This is a genomic window from Methylobacter sp. sgz302048 (assembly GCF_052162025.1).
Lineage (GTDB): Bacteria > Pseudomonadota > Gammaproteobacteria > Methylococcales > Methylomonadaceae > Methylobacter.
In genome coordinates this window covers 3,724,188-3,749,229 of record NZ_CP197401.1, presented here as the reverse complement: position 1 = coordinate 3,749,229, position 25,042 = coordinate 3,724,188, and the positions used below count along the sequence as shown (strand labels likewise).

The window sequence follows — 25,042 nt, the reverse complement described above, 5'->3', positions numbered from 1 at the left end:
CTCTCATTTATTGACGATGACTTATGATAACAATTCAGCCGCACGCATCGGAAACAATTCAGCATCAGATTGACCGCAGGGTGTTGATCAATGAATTTAAAACGTTTTTACCCCAGGCGGCCATTATTTTTGACAAGGAAGCCTTGAAGCCATTCGAATGCGATGGTTTGTCGGCCTATCACTGCGTGCCGTGGCTGGTCGTATTGCCCGAGACAGTCGAGCAGATTCAGCGCATTGTTCGGTTCTGCCATCAGTTGGGTGTGCCGATAGTCGCCAGAGGAGCCGGGACAGGCTTGGCAGGTGGGGCGGTGCCGTTGGCGAACGGTGTCTTGCTAAGTTTGGCCAAACTCAACCAAATCCTTGAAATCGATAGCGCCAACCGTCTGGCCGTCGTGCAGCCGGGTGTGCGCAATTTGGCTATTTCACAGGCGGTTGCGCCTTTTGGGCTTTATTATGCGCCTGATCCTTCATCACAGATTGCCTGTACGATAGGCGGCAATGTCGCCGAAAACTCAGGGGGGGTGCATTGCCTTAAATACGGGCTGACAACCCATAATATTTTGCGCGTTAAAATGCTGACGATGGATGGCGAACTCGTCACTATCGGTTCGCACGGTCTGGATAGTGCCGGTTTGGACTTGTTGGCATTAATGGTTGGGTCGGAGGGCATGCTGGGCATTATTGTTGAAGTAACGGTCAAGTTGTTGCCTATTCCTGAACTGGCGCAGGTTTTGTTGGCAGCTTTTGACGATACCGAAAAGGCCGGGCAGGCGGTCGCGGCAATTATTGCGGGCGGTCTGATTCCCGCTGGTCTGGAGATGATGGACAAGGCGGCGATTAAGGCGGCTGAAGATTTTATTCATGCAGGTTATCCCGACAATGCGGAAGCAATATTGCTGTGCGAACTGGATGGCACGAGGGAGCAGGTCGAAGAGGAACTGGATAAAGCGATCGCTCTGTTAACGGACAGCGGCGCGACAGATGTCCGAGTCGCCCAATCGGAGCAGGAGAGACAAAAAATGTGGGCAGGCCGCAAGGCGGCGTTTCCTGCGGCCGGGCGCATTTCGCCGGATTATTATTGCATGGACGGTACGATTCCCAGACGTTTTTTGGCAAAAGTGCTGAAAGATATTAGTAGGTTATCCGAAAAATACGGTTTAGCGGTGGCGAATGTCTTTCATGCCGGCGACGGCAATTTGCACCCGCTGATTTTATATAATGCCAATCATGAAGGGGAACTGGAAAAAGCCGAACAGTTTGGCGGCGACATTCTGAAATTGAGCGTTGAATTAGGCGGTACGATTACCGGTGAGCATGGGGTGGGCGTCGAGAAGATCAATCACATGTGTATTCAGTTTAACGATAACGAGTTAACCCAGCTTCATGCCGTGAAGAGAGCATTTGACGAAAAAGGCCTGCTCAATCCTGGTAAGGCCGTGCCGACGCTGCACCGCTGCGCTGAATTAGGGGCGATGCATGTGCATCAGGGCGAGGTGGCGCATCCCGAGCTGGACCGATTCTGAGGCTGGCAAACGGCCGCTATATGATCTGTGCCAGGGCGAAAGCACCGCCGTAAGTCACCATGAAATAAAGGAAGGATAAAACCAGAGCGGCAACAAGATTAATGGACAGAATGCGCTGGATGAGGTAAGCGATCAGCGCATACTGCCATAAAGCCAAGGCGGCAAATGTGTAATAGCTTAAAGCATCATCGGTAGTGGTCAGCCAGACAATCACCGGTACGACAAAAATAGCGACGACATTTTCACAGAATAGAAAAGCGGTTGATGCCTGTATAAATACATACAGAGACCTGTTGAGGATCAGCATGATCCCTATAAATAAAAAGGTTAGCGCTGTTTCCAGACTAACCTCATAAAACGATTCTACAGGATCATCCACCATGTTCACCTGTATGAAATATTCAACAATATAGTAGAACCAGAAATTTTGTTTGAAAAAATCAACTGATCTAGGCAGCGTCAGCGGGTTGCTTTGAAACCAGCAGAGCGCCAGATATTGCTTTAAAATAGCCATATAGCCACAAGATGATGCAGAGTTGACTTAACGGTTCGATTAATTTGCTGAATTTAGCGAGTCCAAATAATTGCTTGATGACCGGTCATTGTAAGTGCCAAAACTATCATTCAATAACTGAACCAGTTCCTTGGTTTTGTTTGATAATTGAGATAGACGGGCTTTGGTTTTTTTGTTCCAGCCGGCAGGCTCGGTAAACGGCATTAACATGCGTGAAAAAGTCAGATTTTTTTCAAAGAGTTTGGCCAGGTTTTCCATTAAGTGAAGTTCTTTCTGTCTGGCAGTTAGCTGTTTAATGATTAATTTGGCTTGTAACTTGCTGATGAGTATATGCAGCGGAACGATTATGGCTAGCAGGACAATCAGGATAGCTGGGCCAATGATCGGGTCTATCAATAGATCCAGAATCCCCATCTGTATTTCGGCGAAGAGGGCAAACGTGATGATGAATCCCAAAATCAACAGCGTGGAAAAGTTGACGCGGTCTTTCCAGATCGCAATGCCTTTTGTGACTTCCGGGACCACGGTGTTATCAATTTCACGGATGCTTTTTTCCAGCGAGTGCAGAACACGGTATGACCGGTCGTAGCCCACATTGACCATGCGTTGATCTATCGCGGCAAAAGCGGCCTGGTTTTGAGGACTGATTGTATTTTCTACGGTAGATAGAACAATAAATTGTCCGGTATTCAGGCCCAATCCTGACAATTTTCTTTGCCAGGAAGAAATGATCTCATTGTTAAGAGCCGGATTTAGTGCCGCTGCTGGTTCATTGATGATATAAACAAATTTGTTGGAATCCTGATGGCGAATGATGGTTTCAATCAATTCATCAACCGGCGCGGCTGAATCAAAGGCGTCCGTAAAAATTAAAACCAGATCCGAACATTCAATTGTATGCCGCATTAACAGCGAGGCAACCGAGTTAGACGATACGGCGCTGATATTGGGTGCATCAATGAATAGTTTGCCTTTTAACCGATCGCTGCTGATGGTTTTCAATTCCAGATAAGAATTGATGCGGTCGCCTTCGCCCGGCTGTTGCTGTTCAATTTTGCGGCTGATCTGATAGAACGGGTACCGGTGATCAACATCCAGAGCGGTACCTGGCAAAATGGTAGGGGTGGTTTGACTGCTATGCAGCAGCACAGTAAATTTGTGGCTGGACGGCTGAAGCCCGGAGAGCATGTACTCTGAGCCTAAATAGCTGTTAATAAACCCGGATTTCGCGGTTGAGTTGCCGCCGATCAGGCTGATGATCGGCCACCAGGAATCCTTGCAAGCCGTCGTCTCATCATCGCCGAGCAGCCCTAGATCGAATTCAATTTGATCAAGCTCATGGAAGACTTTTGCCGCTCTCTGTAATACAGGATTGTCACTGGCAAAGTTCTTTTCAAGGTTGAGCAAATATTTGCTTACTGTTTTTTCAGCCATCAGATCGAAACCGTGTTTGTTAGAATTATAATTATATTAGAGCTGGGAAAAGTATACACTCAGATAAGCTGGATGATACAAAAACAGTAAAAATATTAAAAGAATTTTATTGTTTCCAAAGGTCCTATGTTTGACAGCTTTCTTTTCTGCTCGAGCGGGCTGGATTTATAGTATATTGAAAAGATTAAATGAACTCTTTAGGCGAAGTAAAAAATCAGATGGCAAAATGGAATAAGATCTCGGTTGATTTTCATGGCTGCATACTGATTTTTATGGTGATAATGTTATCCGGGTGTGCAACGCCTTTTGGCGTTGGGTATGGCGCAAACAGGCAGTCAAGGGAAGAGTTTGCGCGTTATGTAGAAGATGTTTTCCGTTTACAGAACAGCATGACGAGTGAGGTCATGATGTTGACGGAAAGTGAAGGGGATCCGGGGAGTCATGTGACTTTAATCAGAGCGGAGCAACATATGCACAAAATATGCGCTCCTCTTAATGAATATGCATCCCGCGACAGCGACGGGTTAAGTGTCGGGCTTCTGTTGAGTCGCGATGTGGAGAAGTCCGCCGTAGACTGCGAGCAGGCGGCGCGTCAAGTCCAGTCGCTGTTAAAGGAATTGTAACGCGCCTATAGGTTAGTTATGGCGACAGAATAGTGTTTTGGGCTGGCTTGCTGTTGTCTGTCTCCGGATAATCCAGCGTGTAATGCAGTCCCCGGCTTTCCTTCCGCTGTTGAGCGCAGCGAATTATCAGTTCTGCGACTATGACCAGATTGCGCAATTCCAGTAAATCGCTGGTAACACGGAAGTTGCCGTAATATTCAGCAATTTCTTTTTTAAGCAGTTCCACCCGGTTCATGGCTCTGTTCAGGCGTTTGTCGGTTCTTACGATGCCTACATAATCCCACATGAAATGACGCAATTCGTCCCAGTTATGGGATACCACTACTTCTTCATCTGAATCACTGACTTGCGATTCATCCCAGTCAGGAATATTGGGGACGGCCGGGATAGCGGGAAGCTTCCGCAAAATATCCTCGCTGGCGAGATCAGCAAAAACCAGGCATTCCAGTAATGAGTTGCTGGCCATGCGGTTGGCGCCGTGCAGACCTGTGCAGGCAACTTCCCCTATGGCGTAGAGATTGTCGATATCGGTACGCGCATGGCTGTCCGTTAGTACGCCGCCGCAGGTGTAATGCGCCGCGGGTACGACAGGAATAGGCTCTTTGGTGATATCGATACCGAATTCAAGACAGTGTTGGTAAATGGTAGGGAAATGCTCCCGTATAAACTGTTCCGATTTATGGCTGATGTCCAGGTAAACACAGTCAATGCCTCGCTTTTTTATCTCGTGGTCTATGGCTCGGGCAACGATATCGCGAGGCGCCAGTTCGCCTCTGGGATCGAAATTTTGCATAAAAGGCGAGCCATCCGGCAGAATCAGCTTGCCACCTTCGCCTCTGACGGCTTCACTGATCAGGAAAGAGCGGGCTTGAGGGTGGGGATGGTAAAGGCAAGTCGGATGAAACTGCATAAACTCCATGTTGCTGACGCGGCAGCCCGCCCGCCAGGCTAAGGCAATGCCGTCGCCGGTTGAGCTTTGCGGATTCGTGCTGTAAAGATATACCTTATTGGCCCCCCCTGTTGCCAGCACGACGACTCGCGCGGCAATGGTCTTGACTTGATGTGTCTGGGCATCCAGTACATAGGCGCCTATTACGCGCTTGGCAGAAGCGGCGGAGTTTGGTACCGTGATTAAATCGACGACATTATGATGCTCGAACAATTCGATATTAGCATGTTCTTTGGCGCGTTCAATGAGCGATAAAGACACTGCTTTACCTGTTGCATCATTGGTATGTACAATACGGCGATGGGAATGACCGCCTTCCCGGTTTAAATGCAGTTTTGTTTCGCCGGACTGCGTTTGTTCTTCAGTAAACAGCACGCCTTGTTGGCGTAACCAGTCTATAGAACTTTTTCCGTGCGTAACGGTAAGTCTTACAATTTCAGGATTGCAGAGTCCCGCACCTGCATCCAGCGTATCTTCAATATGGGATTCAATAGAATCCTCGGCATCAAAAACTGCGGAGATGCCTCCTTGGGCGTAATAGGTACTGCCGGACGTCAAGGCAAATTTTGAAAGAACAGCAATTCGCATGGGGTGCTCGGCCAATTTAAGCGCTAAACTCAGGCCCGCGCCGCCGCTACCGATAACAAGGACGTCATAATTTGTGGAATAAGGCATAAAAGAAGCTGTCATTGAATCAAAGAAAAATGTTTTACTGTGCTAATGTTACGTTAAATTAGCTCGCTGCTTGTTATTTATGGATAATAAAGCTTTTTAGAGTGATAGCAATTTTTTTGTATCAAAAGAACTTATGCGGTTTAATTCTGTCTACTTCAACAATTAAAGAGCTGTAGTGAATAATCAAACAAGGACAAGCGAACAACTAGATAAAGAGCTGGTGCTGCGTGTGCAACACGGCGATAAGTCAGCGTATGACCTTTTGGTGGTTAAATATCAGCATAAGATCATTCAGCTGGTGAATCGTTATGTCAAAGATCCAAGCGAAGCTCAAGATGTGGCTCAGGAAGCTTTTATAAAAGCCTACCGCGCATTAGGAAATTTCAGAGGCGATAGTGCTTTTTATACCTGGTTGTACCGCATCGCTATTAATACAGCAAAGAATTACTTGGTGTCCCGGTCAAGAAGAAGCTTTGATTATCAGGTGGATATTCAGGATGCGGAACAAATTGAAAATGTACCTCAATTACAAGGTATGGAAACGCCGGAAAGACTTTTATTGAATCAGGAAATAGTTGAGGTCATTAAAGCAGCAATTGATAAGTTGCCTGAGGAAATGCGCACAGCAATTATGTTGCGGGAGTTCGAGGGAATGAGTTATGAAGAAATTGCTGTGGCAATGGATTGTCCGGTTGGTACGGTGCGATCGCGTATTTTTAGAGCGCGTGAGGCAATCGATAATAAATTAAACCCCTTGCTCGATTAAATGGTGATTTTCGATGCATGAAGATTTGAATCAAAAAATCTCTCAATTCCTTGACAATGAGCTTAGTGCTGACGAATCTTTAAGTTTATTACAAAAAATACAACAGAACGCCGAGTTAAGAGACAAGATGAACCGCTATGCGGCGGTAAGTCATGCTCTGAAAACTGACACATTTCTGTCGTCAAGATCCGATTTCGTTGAACGGATCAGTCAGGAAATCCAACATGAACCTGTTTATATGTTACCTCAGCATAATAAATTTAAGCGGAGCCATAAAATCAGCGCCTTGGCGGCATCTATCGCTATTATTGCCGTGATAGCGAGCCAAAGCATGGATCATCAGGCTGAACAATATCAACCTTCGCCGATTGAAGTGGCTCAGTCGCAATTGCCGGAACAGTCTTCCGACTCGATAGTCTATAGGGATCAAACTAGACAGTATCCGGTAAATACACGATTTAATGATTATCTTCAGGCACACAACAGTAGTGTTTATACCAATGGCGAGGTCAATTTTCAGTCCTTTGCCAGTGTTACTGTTTACAATCGGGAATAATTAAAGTGGTAAAACGTTTTTTTCTTGTGTTGCTTTTATCAACAAAAACGGTTTTTGCAGCAGATGTTGAATTAAATGCTCGGCAGGCATTAACAAAAATGACTGACGCCATGCGGGTCCTGAATTATCAAGGCACTGTTGCCTTTTTAAGAAACGGCAAGCTGGAGACCATGAAATATTTTCATGCAGCCGAAAAGGGTATTGAGCAAGAACGCCTGCTATCGCTAAATTCTCCGCTGCGCGAAATTATCAGGGATGCTGACAAAGTCAGTTGTTTATTCAAGTCCACCCAGCAGGCGGTGGTCGACCATCGACCCGTAGGGCACTCTTTTTTGGTCGATGTGCCTCAGGACTTGGATGAACTGAGTGCTGTCTATGATTTTAAGATGGCCGGCGAGGAAGATGTGGCCATGTTGCCGGCCTATGTTATTGCCATTCAGCCTAAAGATGATTTTAGGTATGTCAGAAAAATATGGATAGAAAAACAGCAGTTTCTGCCGCTGAAAGTGGCCGTATATGATCTTTCAGGCACGGTTCTGGAGCAGGTTGTTTTTACGGATTTAGAGGTTAAAGAAGCGTTGCCTTTTGTCGAGGCCAAGTTCGGGGAAGCGGCTGAGAATGTTAAGCATATCCATCAATTACAGGCTCAGGCATCGGATCAGGCAACTTTTGTTGTAAATAATCTGCCGCCTGGTTTCGAGGAAATATTTTTTACCCGCCGGCCCATTCATAATTCTAATCAGCCGGTTGATCATCTGCTGTTAAGTGACGGTTTTGCCGCAGTTTCAGTTTATATGGAAAACAAAAATACAGCTATGCAGCAAGGACTGCAATCGGTAGGCGCGGTTAATTCTTTTAGCCGAACAATAGATGATTGGCAGCTTACGGTGATGGGCGAGGTGCCGGCAAAAACAGTCAAATTTATTGCTGAAGGCATTAAGCTTCGGCATTAGAAGGTTAATAAAATATGGTTGTATGACAACAATAAACAGCAACCATACTCTGAACATCACTGATATCCTCATGCCCTAGATAGAGCGTCATCATGCAGCGGTCTATAAGTCTGACACCCATTCAGTCGCTCCGGAACATACTTTAATACAACCGCATGGCACTCGTTCCCGATTCCACCGCTGAAACAGGAGGCGGGGAAGTGCGTAAGAAAGGCGACGAGGTGTTCTGATTTAGAGCCTCAGTAAGTAATATCCTGACTTTACGTTTTTAATGTCCGGCCCGTTTTCTAAATCCGAATATAAGTGTGCACCATCAGCTTCTTCTTTTTTTCGGAGGCATGACTGATTTTTATAAGTACAAAGTCTTTGGCTTATGAAGTATTTTGTAACAAATTGCTAGTTCCTTAAATTATAAGTTATTCATTATTAATGATTAGAAATGGAGTTTTTATGCTCAATAAGCTTATCTGGTCTTTTTTTCTGGTTCTTTTATGCAACCAAAATGTTTTAGCACAATTACCCGATTTTACGGAAATGGTAAAGAAGGAGGGAGGGGCTGTGGTCAATATCAGTACCACGCAGAAAGCGCCCGTGGGAGCTGATGATCTGGCGCAAGAGCCGCAATTGCCCGAAGGTATTCCTCCTGAGATGGAAGAGTTGTTCAAGCATTTTTTCAATGGTCAGGGCGGTGGATATATACCGAGAGAGACTAAATCCTTGGGATCGGGCTTTATTATTTCCCAGGATGGTTATGTGTTGACTAATCATCATGTAGTAAAGGATGCCGATGAGATTGTGGTGAAGTTGTCTGACCGCCGTGAATTGCTGGCCAAGCTGATCGGTTCCGATGCGCGTACCGATGTGGCCGTATTAAAAGTTGATGCTAATGATTTGCCAGTGGTTGATATTGGTGATCCTAATAAGCTGCAGGTCGGCGAGTGGGTTTTAGCTATTGGTTCGCCTTTCGGATTTGAGCAGTCGGTAACGGCAGGTATAGTCAGTGCTAAAGGTCGCAGCTTGCCTGGCGGGAATTACGTGCCGTTTATACAAACGGATGTGGCAATCAATCCGGGTAACTCGGGCGGACCATTGTTCAATATGGACGGCAAAGTTGTTGGCATTAACTCCCAGATTTACAGCCGCACGGGCGGTTTTATGGGGCTTTCATTCGCCATCCCAATGGATATCGTCATGAACGTCGTCGACCAGATAAAAGCCAGCGGCAAGGTCGCTCGTGGCTGGCTAGGTGTGCAGATTCAGGATGTGACCCGTGAACTGGCTGAATCATTCGGTATGAAAAAGCCGCAGGGAGCGCTGGTGTCCAAGATAATTGCCGGCAGCCCTTCAGAGAAAGCCGGAATACAGATTGGCGATATTATTACCGAGTTTAATGATCAGCAGATCGAGACATCCGGTGAACTGCCGCCTTTGGTAGGGATGACGCCTATTGGTGATAAAGCAACGGTTAAAATCATCAGGCAAGGTGAGACTAAAACGCTGCCTGTGACCATCGGGCTCTTGCCGGAAGAAGAGGAAAAAGTAGCTGAAGCTAAAGTGGAAGCTAAACCTGATAATCGCTTGGGCGTCAGTGTTACTGATCTGACTAATGAACAAAGAGAACAGTTGCAGGTTATTCAAAACGGTGTTCTGGTGCAAAACGTTGTGAAAGGTCCTGGCAGAGAGGCAGGCATACAGCGTGGCGATGTGATTTTACGAATTCAGAATAATATCGTTCGCGATGTGGCTGATTTTGATAAAATAGTCAAAAATCTTCCGGTCGGTAAATCAATCGCTGTTCTGATTCAGCGTCAAGGCAGTCCGGTCTTTTTGGCACTTAAAATAGAAAAATAACACGTGGATTTAAAGCATATAAGAAACTTTTCCATTATTGCGCATATTGATCATGGTAAATCGACACTTGCGGACCGCTTCATTCAGATATGCGGCGGTCTTACCAACAGGGAAATGTCGGCGCAAGTGCTCGATTCAATGGATATCGAGAGAGAGCGAGGAATTACCATCAAAGCGCAGAGCGTCACGCTCGACTATAAAGCGAAGGATGGTGAAACGTATCAGCTTAATTTCATTGATACGCCAGGACACGTGGATTTTTCTTATGAGGTCTCCAGGTCGTTAGCCGCCTGCGAAGGGGCGCTGCTGGTTGTTGATGCGGCGCAGGGTGTTGAAGCGCAAAGCGTCGCCAACTGTTATACTGCAATAGAACAGGGACTGGAAGTGCTCCCTGTTCTGAACAAGATAGACTTGCCTTCCGCCGAGCCTGAGCGCGTCATTACGGAAATAGAAGATGTTATCGGCATTCCGGCCGACGATGCGCCGAAGATCAGCGCTAAAACAGGCTTGAATGTAGAGGAAGTGCTTGATCAGCTCGTCACTAAAATTCCTGCGCCTGAAGGTAATCCGGATGGCCCCCTGCAGGCCTTGATTATTGATTCCTGGTTTGACAGTTATCTGGGTGTGGTATCTTTAGTCAGAATCGTTCATGGCAGTATCCGCAGAAAGCAGAAGATTACTATCATGTCGACCGGCAAATCTTTTCTCGTTGAAAAAGTCGGCGTATTTACGCCCAAACGTCTCGAAAAAGAGATTTTAAATACCGGAGAGGTAGGTTTTGTCGTCGCTGGCATCAAGGATATTTTCGGAGCGCCGGTTGGCGACACAATCACCTGGACCGACAAGCCTGCAGGCGAACAATTGACTGGATTTCAACGTGTTCAGCCGCGAGTTTTTGCCGGTCTCTATCCGGTCAGTTCCGATCATTACGAGGATCTGCGTGAAGCGCTGACTAAATTGAATCTGAATGATGCGGCGTTGCAGTTTGAGCCGGAAACATCGCAAGCGTTAGGTTTTGGTTTTCGTTGCGGATTTCTTGGCATGCTGCATATGGAGATTGTGCAGGAGCGCCTGGAGAGGGAATACGATGTCGATCTGATTACCACGGCGCCGACGGTGGTGTATGAGGTTGTTACTCATGGCGGGCAGGTTCTCATGGTCGACAATCCGGCCAAATTACCTGATATCGGCACCGTCAAGGAGATCAGGGAACCGATTATTAAGGCCAATATTCTGGTGCCGCAGGATTATCTCGGCGCCGTCATGATGTTATGTGTAGAAAAGCGCGGCGTACAGAAAGACATGCAGTTCGTTGGCCGACAGGTGTCCATCCATTATGAGATGCCGCTGAGTGAAGTCGTGCTGGATTTCTTCGATCGCTTGAAATCAGTGAGCCGGGGATTTGCTTCGTTTGATTATGAATTTTTACGTTTTCAGGAAGCGCCGCTGGTTAAGCTGGATGTATTGATCAATGCGGATAAGGTCGATGCCTTATCAATCATCGTGCATCGGGATCAAAGCCAGAACCGCGGACGCGACCTGGTTGAAAAAATGAAAGACCTGATTCCGCGGCAGATGTATGAAGTTGCGATACAGGCAGCCATCGGTTCTAAAATTATCGCCAGATCGACCGTTAAAGCCATGAGAAAAAATGTGACGGCCAAATGCTACGGCGGCGATATTACCCGTAAGAGAAAACTGTTGGAAAAACAAAAAGCAGGTAAAAAACGGATGAAACAGGTGGGCAATATTGAGATTCCTCAAGAGGCATTCCTGGCTGTTTTGCAGCTCAATAAAGAATAACTCAATTTTTTCACCTTTATCACACAACATATTATGGATTTTGATTTTTCCTTTTTTCTTTTGATCGCCACTGTCATTACCGGTGTCATCTGGGGCGGTTACTTGCTGATGCGCAGACCTGATGCAGATATTTTCGTCGATAAAAAAGAGCCTTTAATTGTAGAGTATGCGCGTTCTTTTTTTCCTATCGTCTTGATCGTTTTATTGTTGCGCTCATTTCTGGCCGAGCCTTTCCGCATTCCTTCAGGCTCCATGATGCCGACATTGCTGATCGGCGATTTTATCCTGGTCAATAAGTTTACTTACGGTATACGCCTGCCGGTTATAAATAAAAAAGTTATTGAACTGAATGAGCCGCAGCGGGGCGATATAGTCGTGTTCCGTTATCCTAAAGATCCTTCTGTCGATTATATAAAACGCGTAATAGGCTTGCCGGGCGACAAAATCGCTTACTACAATAAAAAATTGTATATCAACGACGTGCCTGTCAATCAGGTCACATTAGGGGCTTATCAGGGCATCGGGCAAGGCGAGGAAATGACAGGAGCCGAACACCGGTTGGAAAATTTGTCCGGCATCGAACACAGCATTCTGATCAGGAACGGATCGCCTACGGTTGAAGGCGTTTTTATCGTGCCGGAAGGAAGTTATTTTGTGATGGGCGACAATCGAGACAACAGTAATGACAGTCGCTATTGGGGTGTCGTTCCTGAAGAGAATCTGGTGGGCAAGGCATTTTTTATCTGGATGAGCTGGGATTGGCAGCATAAAGGCGTAGGTCTTGATCGTATTGGCACCGTGCTGAAATAAACTACACTTATATGGGTAATTTATTTAATTGTTCGGAGGAAATATGAATTTTTCGCCTAAACGCCAGCAAGGGCTCACTTTGATCTCTATAGCCTTTATTCTGGGCCTGATCGCTTTCTTTGTATTATTGATTTTAAAAATTGCGCCGATCTACATCGATCACAGCAAAGTCGTCAATGCGCTGGCCGCCCTTGAAAAGACGACGGATATTCAAACCAAAAGCGAACAAGAAGCCAGAACTATCCTCGATAAACGATTCACTATGAATTATGTCTATGATGTTACCCAGGATGATATAAAAGTCACCAAGCGTGGCAATTATCTGAAAGTGGAAATCGAATACGAGACTGTCGTGAAAATTTTCGGTAATCTCAGCGTATTAGCCGAATTCTATGACTTTATTGAGGTTGGTCAGGAGTGATAAGAAAGCCTGCCGTATTATGTAAAAAACTCGGACTGGCATTTGATAATCCGCAGCTTTTTGCCAGGGCTTTAACCCATCGAAGTGCCGGAGCTCATAACAATGAGCGTTTGGAATTTCTAGGCGATTCGATATTGGGCTTTGTCATTGCCCAGAAGCTGTATGAATTATTTCCTGATGCTAGCGAAGGTGTGTTGAGCCGGTTAAGAGCCAGCCTGGTCAATCAGAGCTCATTGGCGGATCTGGCCAGGAAGCATCAGGTCGGCGACTATTTGCTGCTGGGTTCAGGGGAATTGAAGAGCGGTGGTTTTCGGCGAGATTCCATTTTATCCGATGCTCTGGAAGCCATTATGGGCGCATTATTCATAGATCAGGGCATAGAAACCTGTCAGCGCTGGATACTGGAATTATTTGCAGAGAAATTGGCAAATTTATCGCTGATTAACTGGCAGAAAGATCCTAAAACCCAGTTGCAGGAGTTGATGCAGTCAAAGAAAATGGAATTGCCCGAATATGTTTTAATGACTACATCCGGACTCGCACATGAACAAACGTTTAAAGTTAAATGCACAATCCCTTTAATAGCCGAGGCTTGTATCGGCACAGGGATTTCCCGAAAAAGAGCAGAACAGGCGGCAGCTGAAAAAATGCTCGAATTACTGAGTAAAGACACTAAATGAATTGCGGTTACGTAGCGCTGATCGGGCGCCCAAATGTCGGCAAGTCCACATTGATGAACCACTTGCTGAAACAAAAAATCAGCATTACATCCCGTAAGCCGCAAACCACTCGGCATCGGATTCTCGGCATCAATACGACAGAAGCCGGCCAAGCTATCTATATGGATACGCCGGGCATGCACGACAGTGAAAAAAGGGCGCTGAACCGGTACTTGAACAGGACGGCCGATACGACTCTCCTGGGGGTCGATGTGGTCGTCTGGCTGATCGACGGTTTATCCTGGCATGAGTATGACGAAGTCATCTTCAAAAAACTGGAGCAGGCCGGCTTGCCGGTCATTCTAGCTGTCAACAAAGTTGACAAGGTCAAGGACAAGGACGCGATTTTGGCCTTCTTTGCCGAGGCGCAGCACCGTTTTCCATTCGAGCATTTGATTCCTATCTCTGCACTGAAAGGCACAAACCTTGATCAGCTTGAAAAAGCGGTTATGGAGTTGCTGCCCGAAGGGGAGTTGATCTACCCTGAAGACCAGATTACAGACCGCCCTGAGCGTTTTTTGTGCGCTGAAATCGTCAGGGAAAAACTGACTCGAAGATTGGGCGATGAATTACCTTATGCGTTAACGGTCGAGATTGAACGCTATGAAGAAAAGCCTGGGATCGCCAAGATCTATGCCATCATTTGGGTGGAGCGGTCAACCCAGAAAAATATCGTCATTGGCAAAGAGGGCGAGATGTTGAAGAAAATCGGTACGGACGCCCGGCATGACATCGAAAAACTGATCGGCCAGAAAGTTTATTTACAGCTTTGGGTTAAAATCAAAAAAGGCTGGTCGGATAATGAGCGCGCGCTGCAGAATTTAGGGTTTAATGACTGAACCAGCAGTTTATCTACAGCCTGCATTTATTTTACAGCACCGCAAGTACCGGGAGACCAGCCTGATCATCGATGTGCTGACCAGAGATTTCGGCAGGCTTTCTCTGGTGGCGAAAGGTGTAAAAAAATCAAAGTCTAAAACAGCCGGGACGCTGCAACCCTTTATTCCGTTGCTCATTTCCTATGTCGGAAAGGCAGAGCTAAAAACACTGACGGATGTTGAAATTGCTCTGCCATTCGTGCAACTGGGAGGGCTTGCCTTCTATTGCGGCTTCTATGTTAATGAGCTGATCAGTCGCTTTTTGCATAAATACGATCCGCATCCTGAAGTATTCAACGATTATGCAAGCTGTTTATCACGCCTGGCGGATGGCGATAACATAGAAGCAACCTTGCGGTCGTTTGAATTAAAGCTGATGGATCATGTCGGTTATGGACTGCAGTTGGAACACGATGTCAATGGCGCCTTAGTGAGCCCGTTAAAGTATTATGCCTTTGATGCGCAGCAAGGAGCGGTTGAAGCGGCGGATGGGCGTTTTTCCGGAAAGACTCTGCTAGCGATAAAGTCCAAAGAATTCGATGATCCTCACGTCCTGAGCGAAGCGAAAATACTGATGAGAGCAGTCATCGATTCTCATCTGCAGGGTAAGCCGCTTAAAAGCCGGACGGTTATCAATAAAATATCAGGCATATTAAAGAATGAATAAGAACTTAATTTTATTAGGCGTCAATATCGACCATGTCGCTACCTTAAGGCAGGCGCGAGGCACAATGTATCCGGAACCGGTGCAGGCTGCATTGATAGCGGAGCAGGCCGGCGCCGACGGGATTACGGCGCATTTGCGCGAGGATCGCCGCCATATTCAGGATAGGGATATTTTCCTGCTGAAAGATATGATTCATACCCGGCTCAATATGGAAATGGCAGTGACTGATGAGATGATCGGCATTGCAAGGCAAGTCAAGCCTTATGCCTGCTGTCTCGTGCCTGAAAAGCGTGAAGAACTGACTACCGAAGGCGGCCTGGATGTGGCCGGTAATCTGCCGCGCATGCAGTGGGCCTGTGAGCAATTGGCGACGGCTGGGGTTGAAGTATCGCTTTTTATTGATCCTGACAAAGCCCAGATTGATGCCGCCGTTAAAGCCGGGGCACCGGTTGTGGAGTTACATACCGGCCGCTATGCCGATGCCAAGGATTCAAGGCTGCAAAACGAAGAACTGGAACGCATCAGGCAGGCTGCGCGCTATGCCCATGGTGCGGGTTTGCAGGTCAATGCCGGCCATGGTCTGCATTTTTATAATGTTGAAGCGATATGCGCAATCCCTGAGTTGGTCGAGCTGAATATTGGGCATTCGATTATCGCTCAGGCAGTATTCTCGGGTTTAGCTCAAACGGTTAGGGATTTAAAGCGTGTCATGAGAAATGCAAGGCTGATGAATTCTGATTAGGAAAAATAAGTGGATCTGGACGTCCATCAATTAACTTTAGTTGGTGATCGAGAAGTCAATCAGGACTTTATGGCGTATATCGTCGATGATGCTTATGCGCTGTTTGTAATGGCCGATGGTTTGGGAGGTCACCTTGCAGGCAATAAGGCTTCCCGTTTTTTCTGTGAAGGCATGTTGCGATTTGCTAAGGCTTACAGCGGGTTACTCGCGCGCAATCCAAATCCTTCCACAATGATTTCGCTCTGGATAACTGATGCTGTTAATGAAATGAAACAGTTATTTGGTCAAGACAGCGATGTCGAACAAGCATGCACAACTTGCGCCATTCTTTATATAGATAAGTGGTTTGTGCTAACGGCTCATTGCGGCGATACGCGCATCTATAGAATGAATCCGCAACAGATTTTGTGGCGTACTCAGGATCATTCAGTGGTACAGGAATTAATAGATCAAGGCGAGATTGCCGAGCAGGAGATGGCGCAGCATCCCTGTCAGAATCAATTGACGCGCTGTATCAATGCGCTGAGAGCGCATGAGGCGGAGATCCGCTTATATCCGGCCATGGAAAAAGGAGAAACGTTTGTTCTGTGCAGTGATGGTTTTTGGGGAAAAGTAAAACAACACGAGCTATTGCAACTGGCTCAATTGGACAGCGGCGAAGCAGAGCTGAGCAAACTGGTGCAGTTGGCGATGTTGCGAGGGAATGGCAAAAGCGACAATGTTACTGCGCAGTGGATAAGGTGCCTTTGACAGCGTTCAGATTGATGCCGTGGGATATCAAGCGGAGCCGGCATATTCGCCTGAGACGATTCCCGGCTCCTCGAATTAATGATTCAGGCTTGCCTTAGTGTGAGGCATACCCATGCTTTTGCATGCGGTAGAGCAGTGTATCTCTGGAAATGCCCAGCAATTTAGCCGATTTGCTGCGGTTGCCTTGGGTTCGGCTTAGTGCCTGATGGATCAGGTCGGCTTCCAAGGCATCCAGTTGCAGACCGACTTCAGGCAGTGTGAACGGTGTGGCTTTGGGATTGCGGCTGTAGGCGCTGAATTCATGCGGCAGGTTTTCCGGTTCAATGGTCTTGCCGGCCAATAAAATGCTGAGCCTTTCGCACAAGTTGCGCAATTCACGGATATTGCCGGGCCATTGGTAGCCTTTCAGGATTTTTAGGGCCTGTTTGCTGAATTTAGGCGCTGTGATTGAGTGCATGTCGGCAAAAAAAGTCAGGAAATGCTTGATGAGGTGCTCAATGTCCTCGGTGCGTTGTGACAGCGGCGGCAATTCCAGAGGCACGACATTCAAACGGAAGTACAAATCCTGTCTGAATTCGCCGGCTTCGATTTGCTTGCTCAGGTCGGCGTTGGTCGCCGCAATAACGCGGACATCAACCTTATAAGATTTAACATCACCTACGGCCAGACATTCTCCGGATTCCAGGAAACGCAACAGTTTAGCCTGGATGGAGACGGGCAATGAGTTGATTTCATCAAGAAACAAGGTGCCGCCATTAGCGGCTTGAAACAGACCTTGCTTGTTGGCGGTGGCGCCTGTAAAAGAGCCTTTTTTATGGCCGAACAGTTCGGATTCAATCAGGCTCTCTGGCAATGCAGCGCAATTCAGCGTGATAAAAGCCTTGTTGGCTCGAGGACTGGATTTTTGGATCGCGGTGGCCAGCACTTCCTTGCCCGTGCCGGTTTCGCCTTTAATTAGTACCGTTACATCAGTGGCCGCAACCATTTTGGCGCTACGGATTAAAGAATCTAATGCAGGGGATTGCCCAATGATCGAATTAAAATGACCCATACTTGCCTCTTAGTGATTTCTTAGATGTATTGTTAGTGCATAGGGGTTAAGCCATGGCATCGCAGCAATTAGCGCCAGCGCAATCATCAGCAGCCCGACAATCTGCTTGAAATATTGCATTCTGGATAACCTTGCTAATATTCCGGTCATTATACCCACTCCCATTACGGCAGGTAAAGTGCCCAATCCGAAACACAGCATTGTCAGGGAGCTTTTAGCAATATCGCCGGTCGTCGCTGCCAGCGCCAGCCCTGAATAGACCAGTCCGCAGGGCAGCCAGCCCCAGACCATGCCGAAAAAAAAGGCTTGAGTGCGGTTCTTTACCGGGATGAGCCTGCGGCCAAACGGTTCTATTTTTTTCCAGAGATAGGTTCCGGCTTTTTCGATATAAGCGAAACGGGGAAACCAACCCGCAATATAAAGCCCCGCGCCGGTCATGATGGCAGCAGACAGTAATTGCAGCACTCTGTGCCCCTGTCCATGACTAAGCGGCATGGTGAGTATCATCTCTACAATGCCGGCTAGTGCCCCGGCTATTGCGTAACTGAGGATGCGCCCGAGGTTGTAATTAAATACAAACGGAAAAAGGCGCGTCTTTTTGTTGCGGATTTCAGGGCTGAGGCTTAGTGTCAGCGTGCCGATAATTGAGCCGCACATGCCTATGCAGTGCATGCTGCTGAACAGGCCCATCGTAAAAGCGACTAAATAAGAAGCATTAAAAGCAAGATCAAATTCCATAACTGATCAACAATACCACAGAGATGGATATACACAAATAGTCAGCATTCAAAAATTGTTCTTTATAAATCGGTTAATTCAAAGGTGATACGGCGGATCAATTGGAATCGGGCCCGGACTGGCGTGCAGCTTTGCCGCTCCTTTTATGTGCCTTATTGAATTGAAATGCATCGTAGGCGCGAAAGTTATTCAGGCTGCTGGAACTGGGCAAGGATTTGGTCCTGAATCTTCTCGGCCATGGCTTTGCGATTCTCGGCGTCGCGTATGGGCCGGCCAACGACGATATAATCGGCTCCGTTCCGGAACGCATCTTCCACGCTTACCACGCGCTTCTGGTCGTCTTCAACCCGGTTGTCGACCGGCCGTATGCCCGGCGTAATGATCAGCAGGCGATGGTCCAGCTCTGTTCTGAGCATGGGCGCTTCCAGCCCTGACGAAACAATGCCGTCACAGCCGATCTGCAAAGCCCGCTTGGCGCGCGACAATACCAGATCCTTGACATCGCATTTAAAGCCCAAATCATCCAGATCGCCTCTGTCCAGGCTGGTCAGGGCTGTGACGGCCAACACCTTGAGATCGCCTTTTTCCTTGGCGGCCGCTTCCATGATGGCATCGTTGCCGTGAATGGTTGCCAGATCCACGCCTTTGCTGCTCAGCGCTCTGATAGCGCGGCCGACCGTGGCCGGCACATCGAAGAACTTCAGGTCAACGAACACTTTCTTATTGCGTTGCTTCAGCCACTCGATAAAACCAAAATAATCGCCGGACATGAACAGTTCCATGCCGACCTTGTAGAAAATCACCGAATCGCTAAGTTCTTCCACGATAGCTTGCGCTTCGGGTATGCTGGGTACGTCCAGCGCCATAATCAGGCGTTCGCGGACAGGGATAGGTTTGGTTGAAAGGAATGTGGTCATAGGTTCAGGGCTCGCAAAAGGCGCAAGATAGTGTAAAGGGCGACTGATTGGCCGGCCGGTTAGTCGGACTATATTACCGGAACTTGTTTTGGCGGGGAATGCTAAAATTGGCAAAACACAATAATTCGCGGACTATGAATTCGACATTGATACAAATGACCTTGCTGATCGCCTGCGGTGCCGGGTGGCGCATCATAAAGCCTGCCGGGATGCTGGCAGAGCAGATCAGGCCGGCATTGACCATGGTTGTTTATTATTTATTGCTGCCGGCCATGGTTCTGGACGTGTTGTGGTCGGCTGATATCGGCGTGCATTCGCTGCAATATACGCTGCTCGGAACCAGCAGCATTGTTTTTGCCATGGTCAGTATCTGGCTTATCGGGCGTGTGTTTAAATTCGAGGACAAGCGCTTGGGCGCAATGATACTGGCGGCGGCTTTCCCGAATGTGACTTATCTGGGCCTGCCGGTGCTGGAGCAGACGTTCGGCAGTTGGGCTCGATCGGTCGCTATACAGGTTGATTTGTTTGCAACGGCGCCCATGCTGTTTACTATAGGGATCATGATCGTGCGCCATTATGGAGAAGATGATACCGAAGGTCAGAAATCGATGCTGTCGTTTCTGAACGCGCCGCCATTCTGGGCAGCCGCTGTCGCCGTCGGGTTGAATCTTAACGGCGTAATCGCGCCGGCTTGGCTGACTGGCGCGCTGCAGAAACTGTCCGCTGCGGTCGTGCCATTGATGCTGTTTTCGCTGGGCTTGGCGTTAAGCTGGAGAGCCGTAACCGTGCGTAATATTCCTTATGTGACCCCGGTGATTCTGATAAAAATGGTGCTGATGCCGTTGTTTGCGGTCGCTCTGATTAGCCACTTGAATATGGCAGAGAGCTACCGAGCGCCTGCCGTTCTGGAAATGGCCATGCCGAGCATGGTGTTGGGTATCGTATTCTGTGACCGTTATCGTCTGGACAGTTCATTGTACGCAATGGTCGTCACCGTGACGACGGCCTTAAGCCTGTTGTCATTGCCTTTCTGGCACAGTCGGCTGATGGCCGGTTGAGGGAAGGGCATGAATCCAATACTGGAAATCTTCTCGCAAGGCGAAGAAATCGTGACCGGTCAGACGGTCGATACGAATGCGGCCTGGCTGTCCCAGCAGGCCGTACAGATGGGTTTTACCGTAACGCGGCATACGGCCGTAGGCGATAATCTCAATGAGCTGATCGTGCTGCTGCGCGAAATCGCCCGGCGAGCGGATTGCTGTATCTGTACCGGAGGGCTCGGGCCCACCAGTGATGATTTGACCGCCGAAGCGGTAGCTAAAGCGTTCGGCCTGGAGTTGCAATTTGACGAGATTGCCTTTGCGCAAATCAAACGGTTTTTTGACAACAGAAAGCGGCCGATGCCCGAGTCGAACCGAAAACAGGCCATGCTGCCGGCAGGGGCTGCACGCATCGATAACGAATGGGGCACGGCGCCGGGATTCTCTCTACTCTATGGCCGCTGCTGGTTTGCGTTCCTGCCGGGCGTGCCGTATGAAATGCGCCATTTGTTCCTTGAGAAAGTCAGACCGGCGCTGGCGGACCGGTTTGCCTTGCTGCCCGGCCGGCTCATTACGATCAGAACGATAGGCATCGGTGAATCGGACATTCAGCAGCGCATAGCCGCGATCATTATCCCTGATCAGGTTCAATTAGGCTTTCGTGCCGGCATCGACGACGTCCAGACCAAATTATTGTTTCCTTATGGTTACCCGGAAACTGAAATGGCCTCGTTAGTGTCCAATATCGTTGAACAATTAGGCAATGCGGTTTTCGGAATTGACGGCCTGACCGAAGCCTCAGGCGATCTGGTGACTGTCATAGATCGGCTGATGCAGGCCGGCGAGGGCACATTGACTGCGATAGAAACCGTCAGCCAGGGCTTGCTGGCGGCCAAATGCATCGGCATGCCCTGGCTGCTTGGCACGCTTTTCGATCGCTCGCTGGACAGCCTGGGACAACGGTTCGCCGTGCCCGTCGATCGAGATGACCTGATGGCGACGGCAAAGAAAATCGCCGCCGCCGCGCAAAAGTCCGCCGGCGCGGATTTTGCGCTGGTCCAGCTTTATGCCGGCGATGACGACATATTTCGCGATAAGGATCAGCCCATTGTTTTATATAATGTACTGCTGACCGCAGACGGATTTCATCAATCGACACAGACAGTGGCCGGGCCCATCCGGCGCAAGCAAAACCAGGCCGCGCTGCTGGCACTGGATTTATTACGACGCAATTTACAACATCAAGAAATTTAACATGCCTTTACTACGATTAACCAATATCTCCATCGCCTACGGCACCCATGCTCTGCTCGAAAATGCCGACTTCCAACTGGATGCCGGAGAAAGAGTAGGTCTGTTAGGTCGCAATGGGGAAGGCAAATCCACATTGATGAAAATCATCGCCGGCTCTGTTCATGCCGATCATGGCGAGATCTGGCGTCAGCCCGAACTGAAACTGGCCTGGCTGGAGCAAGCGCCCGAACTGCCCGACGAGGCGACGATCTATGATGCCGTGGCCGGCGGCCTGGGCGAACTGGGGCAGTGGATCACGCGTTACCATACGCTGTCACTAGCGATGGCTCATGACGACGGCAAAGCGCTGCAGGAACTGGGCGATCTGCAGCACAAGCTGGAAGCGCACAACGGCTGGCATTTTCAACAGCGCGTTGAGACCACTTTGAGCAGACTCGGCCTGCCCGGCGAGCTGAAAATCAACGGTTTGTCCGGCGGCTGGAAGCGGCGCGTCGCACTGGCCAGAGCCTTGGTTATCGAACCGGAAGTCCTGTTGCTGGACGAGCCGACCAACCACCTGGATTTTGAAAGCATCCTATGGCTGGAAGAGCAGATCCTGAATTTCCAGGGCGCCGTGCTCTTCGTCACGCACGACCGATCGTTCCTGCAAAAGCTGGCGACCCGTATCATCGATCTGGACCGCGGCAAGTTGGTTTCCTGGCAGGGCAACTATGACGATTACCTGCGCCGCAAGGCGGCCGCGCTGGAAGACGAAGCCAACCAGAATGCCGAGTTCGATAAAAAGCTGGCCGAGGAAGAAACCTGGATCAGACAGGGCATCAAGGCCCGGCGCACGCGCAACGAAGGCAGGGTCAGGGCGTTGGAGCGTTTGCGCCAGGAGCGCGCCCAGCGCCGCAATGCGCAGGGCACCAGCAAACTGGCGCTGGAGCGTGGCGATGCGTCCGGCAAGAAAGTCATCGAAGTCAACGACATCAGCTTTGCTTACCAAAACAGACAAGTTATTTCGCATTTTTCCACGCTGATTCAGCGCGGCGATAAGATCGGCCTGATCGGTCCCAACGGCGCCGGCAAATCCACACTGCTGAAATTATTGTTGAAACAACTGGAGCCCGACAGCGGCATCGTCGAGCAGGGTACCCGTCTCGAAATCGCCTACTTCGATCAGCTGCGCGATCAGCTCGATCCCGAGATGACCGTTGCCGATACGGTCGCCGACGGCAACGACTTCGTCGAGATTGCCGGCAGCAAACGGCATGTCATGTCATACTTGGCCGATTTCCTGTTTGCGCCGGCGAGGGCCCGCTCGCCGGTCAAGAGCCTGTCGGGCGGCGAAAAAAACCGCCTGCTGCTGGCTCGTCTGTTCACGAAACCTGCCAACCTGATTGTCATGGACGAGCCGACCAACGACCTGGATCTGGAAACGCTGGAATTACTGGAGGAAAAGCTGGTCAACTATGACGGCACCTTGCTGCTAGTCAGCCATGACCGGGCGTTTCTGGACAACGTCGTGACCAGCGTGTTTGTGCTCGACGGCACCGGCCGCGTCGACGAATTCGTCGGCGGCTATACCGACTGGATGAATCACTGTCAACAGACAAAACAGGCCGAAGTAGCTAAAAAGGCGCCGGTTGTCAAGCAGGAGAAGCCGACCGCGAATATTGCCGAGCGTCCTGCGACGAAGAAAAAACTCAGCTACAAAGAGCAGCAGGAACTGGACAGATTGCCGGACCTGATTGATGAGCTGGAAGCAAGACAGGCGGAACTGAATCAGCAAATCAACGGCGCCGATTTTTATAAAAACGACAAGGAAACCATTGCCAAGGCGCTGTCTGAACTGGAAAAAACAACGGCGCAGTTGGAGCAGGTTTACCAAAGATGGGACGAACTGGAAGCACTGGCCGGATAAAAAGTCGTTGCAACAAAACGCAATCTCGATTATCCTTGCCGGCTTCCCAGCCTCTTGGGTAAAAAGATAGCAGGAGAGATGGCCGAGCGGTCGAAGGCGCACGCCTGGAAAGTGTGTATACGGCAACGTATCGAGGGTTCGAATCCCTCTCTCTCCGCCATATTCAATAAAAAAGCCCCGTTTTGGGGCTTTTTTATTGAAGTTCGATATTCTTCTGAAGTTAAAAAATTATCTAAATTGTTGAAAGCGATTTGTAGCGACATTTGGCATATCTCCTGCAAAGGAAAGTAAGAGGTTGCAATATGAAATTAATTTTCCTATTTGTTATCTAATTTTTCGTAAACCATATTCATAGCTGAGTATATGTGAGGCCAGATTGATTCTGATCGTATGGCTTATAGATGAATTGGCTTAAATAATCAAAAATTAGACCAAAACCACGACATAAGCCGATAAAAAATAGTATTCTTGGCAGAGAGGGATTTTATTCAACAAGAGGTACATCAGTTAGAAGAAATATCATGGCTAGCTCAGAGCAAATAAAAGCATTATTGCAATCATATATTGAAAAGGACGATGATAGATTCCTATCTATCGCCTTGCAGGTTGCTGCCCACGAAGCTCGAAGCGGTCATGGACGGATTGCCCAAGAACTGCGCGATATAATTGAACGTGCAAAAAAGGCTGGCAAGCAGAATATTCCTATTTCAATCGCGAAGAGTATCAAAGATAGCAGTGGTTTACTTGCTACAAGTTATCCCAAACTCCGATTGTCCGATCTAATTGCTCCAGATAACCTTAAACAACAGCTAGAGAGACTGATAAATGAACAACGACACATGATGATGCTCAGGAATCATGGTCTATCACCTCGTAGACGGCTTTTACTTGTAGGTCCACCTGGAGCCGGTAAAACCTACACTGCTTCTATTCTGGCAGGAGAACTTAATTATCCACTTTTTCAAGTAAGGCTTGATGCTCTCATTACAAAATTTATGGGGGAGTCAGCTGCTAAATTGCGTCAAGTTTTCGATGCTATACGGGATGTGAGAGGCATCTATTTCTTTGATGAATTTGATGCTTTGGGATCGCAAAGATCAGCGTCTAATGATGTTGGAGAAGCTCGTCGAATTCTCAATAGCTTCTTGCAAATGATCGAACAAGATGATTCTAGTAGTGTAATTGTATGCGCAACGAATCACGTTGAGATGCTTGATCATGCCTTATTTCGGCGTTTCGATGATGTCATACGTTATGAGCTTCCCGGAGAGAATGAGATAGTTACTTTGTTCCGTAACAAATTGAAGCCATACGTTGCAAAAAACTTTCCATGGAAAAAACTTCCAGAGAGAGCGCAAGGGCTTAGTAGTGCAGAAATTACACTTGCTTCGGAAGACGCTATTAAAGACTTATTGATACATAAATACGATAAAATAACACTTTCTATATTAGATAAAGCAATTGCTGATCGAAGAAACATTAATCATCATCTGGTTAAGTAA

The 25,042-nt window shown here is 48.2% G+C and carries 24 protein-coding genes and 1 tRNA gene; 19 read left to right on the top strand and 6 right to left on the bottom strand.

The genetic code is table 11. From position 1 onward, the window contains the following. Nucleotides 1-23: 23 nt before the first annotated feature. Complete coding sequence (locus ACTNE6_RS16740; protein WP_442497544.1) at nt 24-1,523, top strand: FAD-linked oxidase C-terminal domain-containing protein; 1,500 nt, start codon at nt 24-26, stop codon at nt 1,521-1,523. A 16-nt stretch (nt 1,524-1,539) separates the two neighbouring features. Here the strand turns inward: ACTNE6_RS16740 and ACTNE6_RS16735 are convergent, their stop codons facing one another. Both ACTNE6_RS16735 and ACTNE6_RS16730 read right to left on the bottom strand, forming a co-directional pair. After that, entirely contained in the window at nt 1,540-2,037 is a 498-nt protein-coding gene (locus ACTNE6_RS16735) for a hypothetical protein (protein WP_194970052.1), read from the bottom strand. Between the two features lie 39 nt (nt 2,038-2,076). After that, nucleotides 2,077-3,471 (bottom strand): hypothetical protein, encoded by a 1,395-nt coding sequence (locus ACTNE6_RS16730; RefSeq protein WP_194970051.1) that lies wholly within the window; start codon nt 3,469-3,471, stop codon nt 2,077-2,079. Between the two features lie 188 nt (nt 3,472-3,659). Here ACTNE6_RS16730 and ACTNE6_RS16725 point away from each other — a divergent pair, with 188 nt between their 5' ends. Further along, nucleotides 3,660-4,094 carry a hypothetical protein gene (locus ACTNE6_RS16725; protein ID WP_228779056.1) on the top strand — a complete coding sequence of 145 codons (435 nt, stop codon included), beginning with the start codon at nt 3,660-3,662 and terminating at the stop codon, nt 4,092-4,094. Between the two features lie 16 nt (nt 4,095-4,110). Here the strand turns inward: ACTNE6_RS16725 and nadB are convergent, their stop codons facing one another. Continuing rightward, on the bottom strand, nt 4,111-5,718 hold the full coding sequence (gene nadB, locus ACTNE6_RS16720) for an L-aspartate oxidase (RefSeq protein ID WP_194970050.1): 1,608 nt from the start codon (nt 5,716-5,718) through the stop codon (nt 4,111-4,113). 175 nt (nt 5,719-5,893) lie between these two features. Between nadB and rpoE the strand changes: the two genes are divergently transcribed. The 12 genes from rpoE to ACTNE6_RS16660 all read left to right on the top strand — a co-directional run bounded on the left by rpoE (nt 5,894) and on the right by ACTNE6_RS16660 (nt 16,634). Then, nucleotides 5,894-6,484, top strand: a complete 591-nt coding sequence (gene rpoE / locus ACTNE6_RS16715; protein ID WP_027159263.1) for an RNA polymerase sigma factor RpoE — start codon at nt 5,894-5,896, stop codon at nt 6,482-6,484. Between the two features lie 13 nt (nt 6,485-6,497). Continuing rightward, nucleotides 6,498-7,040 carry a sigma-E factor negative regulatory protein gene (locus tag ACTNE6_RS16710; RefSeq protein WP_442497543.1) on the top strand — a complete coding sequence of 181 codons (543 nt, stop codon included), beginning with the start codon at nt 6,498-6,500 and terminating at the stop codon, nt 7,038-7,040. Nucleotides 7,041-7,045: 5 nt separating this feature from the next. After that, a complete protein-coding gene (locus ACTNE6_RS16705) occupies nt 7,046-7,993 on the top strand; it encodes a MucB/RseB C-terminal domain-containing protein (RefSeq protein WP_442497542.1) in 948 nt (315 codons plus the stop codon). A 450-nt stretch (nt 7,994-8,443) separates the two neighbouring features. Further along, nucleotides 8,444-9,844 carry a DegQ family serine endoprotease gene (locus tag ACTNE6_RS16700; protein ID WP_194970048.1) on the top strand — a complete coding sequence of 467 codons (1,401 nt, stop codon included), beginning with the start codon at nt 8,444-8,446 and terminating at the stop codon, nt 9,842-9,844. A 3-nt stretch (nt 9,845-9,847) separates the two neighbouring features. Further along, nucleotides 9,848-11,647 carry a translation elongation factor 4 gene (gene lepA / locus ACTNE6_RS16695; protein WP_434484392.1) on the top strand — a complete coding sequence of 600 codons (1,800 nt, stop codon included), beginning with the start codon at nt 9,848-9,850 and terminating at the stop codon, nt 11,645-11,647. A 33-nt stretch (nt 11,648-11,680) separates the two neighbouring features. Then, nucleotides 11,681-12,457, top strand: coding sequence for a signal peptidase I (gene lepB / locus ACTNE6_RS16690; protein WP_442497541.1), 777 nt, complete (start codon nt 11,681-11,683; stop codon nt 12,455-12,457). Nucleotides 12,458-12,500: 43 nt separating this feature from the next. After that, nucleotides 12,501-12,878: a DUF4845 domain-containing protein gene (locus ACTNE6_RS16685; RefSeq protein WP_194970045.1), complete on the top strand. Its 378-nt coding sequence runs from the start codon at nt 12,501-12,503 to the stop codon at nt 12,876-12,878. Then, the gene (gene rnc, locus ACTNE6_RS16680; RefSeq protein ID WP_194970044.1) at nt 12,875-13,558 is read left to right on the top strand and encodes a ribonuclease III; all 684 of its coding nucleotides are present in this window, start codon (nt 12,875-12,877) and stop codon (nt 13,556-13,558) included. The genes ACTNE6_RS16685 and rnc overlap by 4 nt, the downstream gene beginning before the upstream one ends. Continuing rightward, nucleotides 13,555-14,436 (top strand): GTPase Era, encoded by an 882-nt coding sequence (era, locus tag ACTNE6_RS16675; protein WP_194970043.1) that lies wholly within the window; start codon nt 13,555-13,557, stop codon nt 14,434-14,436. The genes rnc and era overlap by 4 nt, the downstream gene beginning before the upstream one ends. Next, entirely contained in the window at nt 14,429-15,142 is a 714-nt protein-coding gene (gene recO / locus ACTNE6_RS16670; RefSeq protein ID WP_442497540.1) for a DNA repair protein RecO, read from the top strand. Before era ends, recO begins: the two co-directional genes overlap by 8 nt. Beyond that, nucleotides 15,135-15,884, top strand: coding sequence for a pyridoxine 5'-phosphate synthase (gene pdxJ / locus ACTNE6_RS16665; RefSeq protein ID WP_442497539.1), 750 nt, complete (start codon nt 15,135-15,137; stop codon nt 15,882-15,884). Before recO ends, pdxJ begins: the two co-directional genes overlap by 8 nt. Nucleotides 15,885-15,893: 9 nt before the next feature. Then, a complete protein-coding gene (locus tag ACTNE6_RS16660; protein ID WP_442497538.1) occupies nt 15,894-16,634 on the top strand; it encodes a PP2C family protein-serine/threonine phosphatase in 741 nt (246 codons plus the stop codon). Nucleotides 16,635-16,728: 94 nt separating this feature from the next. Here ACTNE6_RS16660 and ACTNE6_RS16655 read toward each other — a convergent pair whose 3' ends face one another. The 3 genes from ACTNE6_RS16655 to pyrF all read right to left on the bottom strand — a co-directional run bounded on the left by ACTNE6_RS16655 (nt 16,729) and on the right by pyrF (nt 19,340). Then, nucleotides 16,729-17,685: a sigma-54 interaction domain-containing protein gene (locus ACTNE6_RS16655; RefSeq protein WP_194970039.1), complete on the bottom strand. Its 957-nt coding sequence runs from the start codon at nt 17,683-17,685 to the stop codon at nt 16,729-16,731. A gap of 9 nt (nt 17,686-17,694) precedes the next feature. Then, nucleotides 17,695-18,423 (bottom strand): sulfite exporter TauE/SafE family protein, encoded by a 729-nt coding sequence (locus ACTNE6_RS16650; RefSeq protein WP_434484387.1) that lies wholly within the window; start codon nt 18,421-18,423, stop codon nt 17,695-17,697. Between the two features lie 185 nt (nt 18,424-18,608). After that, the gene (gene pyrF / locus ACTNE6_RS16645) at nt 18,609-19,340 is read right to left on the bottom strand and encodes an orotidine-5'-phosphate decarboxylase (protein ID WP_442497537.1); all 732 of its coding nucleotides are present in this window, start codon (nt 19,338-19,340) and stop codon (nt 18,609-18,611) included. A 134-nt stretch (nt 19,341-19,474) separates the two neighbouring features. Between pyrF and ACTNE6_RS16640 the strand changes: the two genes are divergently transcribed. From ACTNE6_RS16640 to ACTNE6_RS16620, 5 genes are all read left to right on the top strand, one after another. Continuing rightward, nucleotides 19,475-20,398 (top strand): AEC family transporter, encoded by a 924-nt coding sequence (locus ACTNE6_RS16640; RefSeq protein WP_442497536.1) that lies wholly within the window; start codon nt 19,475-19,477, stop codon nt 20,396-20,398. 9 nt (nt 20,399-20,407) lie between these two features. Beyond that, nucleotides 20,408-21,634, top strand: a complete 1,227-nt coding sequence (locus ACTNE6_RS16635; protein WP_442497535.1) for a competence/damage-inducible protein A — start codon at nt 20,408-20,410, stop codon at nt 21,632-21,634. 1 nt (nt 21,635) lies between these two features. Further along, nucleotides 21,636-23,540: an ATP-binding cassette domain-containing protein gene (locus ACTNE6_RS16630; protein WP_442497534.1), complete on the top strand. Its 1,905-nt coding sequence runs from the start codon at nt 21,636-21,638 to the stop codon at nt 23,538-23,540. Between the two features lie 72 nt (nt 23,541-23,612). Continuing rightward, a tRNA-Ser gene (locus ACTNE6_RS16625) sits at nt 23,613-23,700 on the top strand. 361 nt (nt 23,701-24,061) lie between these two features. Further along, nucleotides 24,062-25,042: an AAA family ATPase gene (locus tag ACTNE6_RS16620; RefSeq protein WP_442497533.1), complete on the top strand. Its 981-nt coding sequence runs from the start codon at nt 24,062-24,064 to the stop codon at nt 25,040-25,042.

Bases quoted from the DNA above. Each gene is read 5' to 3' on its own strand.
- ACTNE6_RS16700 (WP_194970048.1), top strand. From the start codon at position 8,444: ATGCTCAATAAGCTTATCTGGTCTTTTTTTCTGGTTCTTTTATGCAAC.
- ACTNE6_RS16730 (WP_194970051.1), bottom strand. From the start codon at position 3,471: ATGGCTGAAAAAACAGTAAGCAAATATTTGCTCAACCTTGAAAAGAAC.
- nadB (WP_194970050.1), bottom strand. From the start codon at position 5,718: ATGCCTTATTCCACAAATTATGACGTCCTTGTTATCGGTAGCGGCGGC.
- ACTNE6_RS16685 (WP_194970045.1), top strand. From the start codon at position 12,501: ATGAATTTTTCGCCTAAACGCCAGCAAGGGCTCACTTTGATCTCTATA.
- ACTNE6_RS16740 (WP_442497544.1), top strand. From the start codon at position 24: ATGATAACAATTCAGCCGCACGCATCGGAAACAATTCAGCATCAGATT.
- ACTNE6_RS16630 (WP_442497534.1), top strand. From the start codon at position 21,636: ATGCCTTTACTACGATTAACCAATATCTCCATCGCCTACGGCACCCAT.
- ACTNE6_RS16650 (WP_434484387.1), bottom strand. From the start codon at position 18,423: ATGGAATTTGATCTTGCTTTTAATGCTTCTTATTTAGTCGCTTTTACG.
- pdxJ (WP_442497539.1), top strand. From the start codon at position 15,135: ATGAATAAGAACTTAATTTTATTAGGCGTCAATATCGACCATGTCGCT.
- ACTNE6_RS16725 (WP_228779056.1), top strand. From the start codon at position 3,660: ATGAACTCTTTAGGCGAAGTAAAAAATCAGATGGCAAAATGGAATAAG.
- pyrF (WP_442497537.1), bottom strand. From the start codon at position 19,340: ATGACCACATTCCTTTCAACCAAACCTATCCCTGTCCGCGAACGCCTG.
- ACTNE6_RS16640 (WP_442497536.1), top strand. From the start codon at position 19,475: ATGAATTCGACATTGATACAAATGACCTTGCTGATCGCCTGCGGTGCC.
- era (WP_194970043.1), top strand. From the start codon at position 13,555: ATGAATTGCGGTTACGTAGCGCTGATCGGGCGCCCAAATGTCGGCAAG.
- ACTNE6_RS16710 (WP_442497543.1), top strand. From the start codon at position 6,498: ATGCATGAAGATTTGAATCAAAAAATCTCTCAATTCCTTGACAATGAG.
- recO (WP_442497540.1), top strand. From the start codon at position 14,429: ATGACTGAACCAGCAGTTTATCTACAGCCTGCATTTATTTTACAGCAC.
- lepB (WP_442497541.1), top strand. From the start codon at position 11,681: ATGGATTTTGATTTTTCCTTTTTTCTTTTGATCGCCACTGTCATTACC.
- ACTNE6_RS16635 (WP_442497535.1), top strand. From the start codon at position 20,408: ATGAATCCAATACTGGAAATCTTCTCGCAAGGCGAAGAAATCGTGACC.
- ACTNE6_RS16620 (WP_442497533.1), top strand. From the start codon at position 24,062: ATGGCTAGCTCAGAGCAAATAAAAGCATTATTGCAATCATATATTGAA.
- ACTNE6_RS16655 (WP_194970039.1), bottom strand. From the start codon at position 17,685: ATGGGTCATTTTAATTCGATCATTGGGCAATCCCCTGCATTAGATTCT.
- ACTNE6_RS16735 (WP_194970052.1), bottom strand. From the start codon at position 2,037: ATGGCTATTTTAAAGCAATATCTGGCGCTCTGCTGGTTTCAAAGCAAC.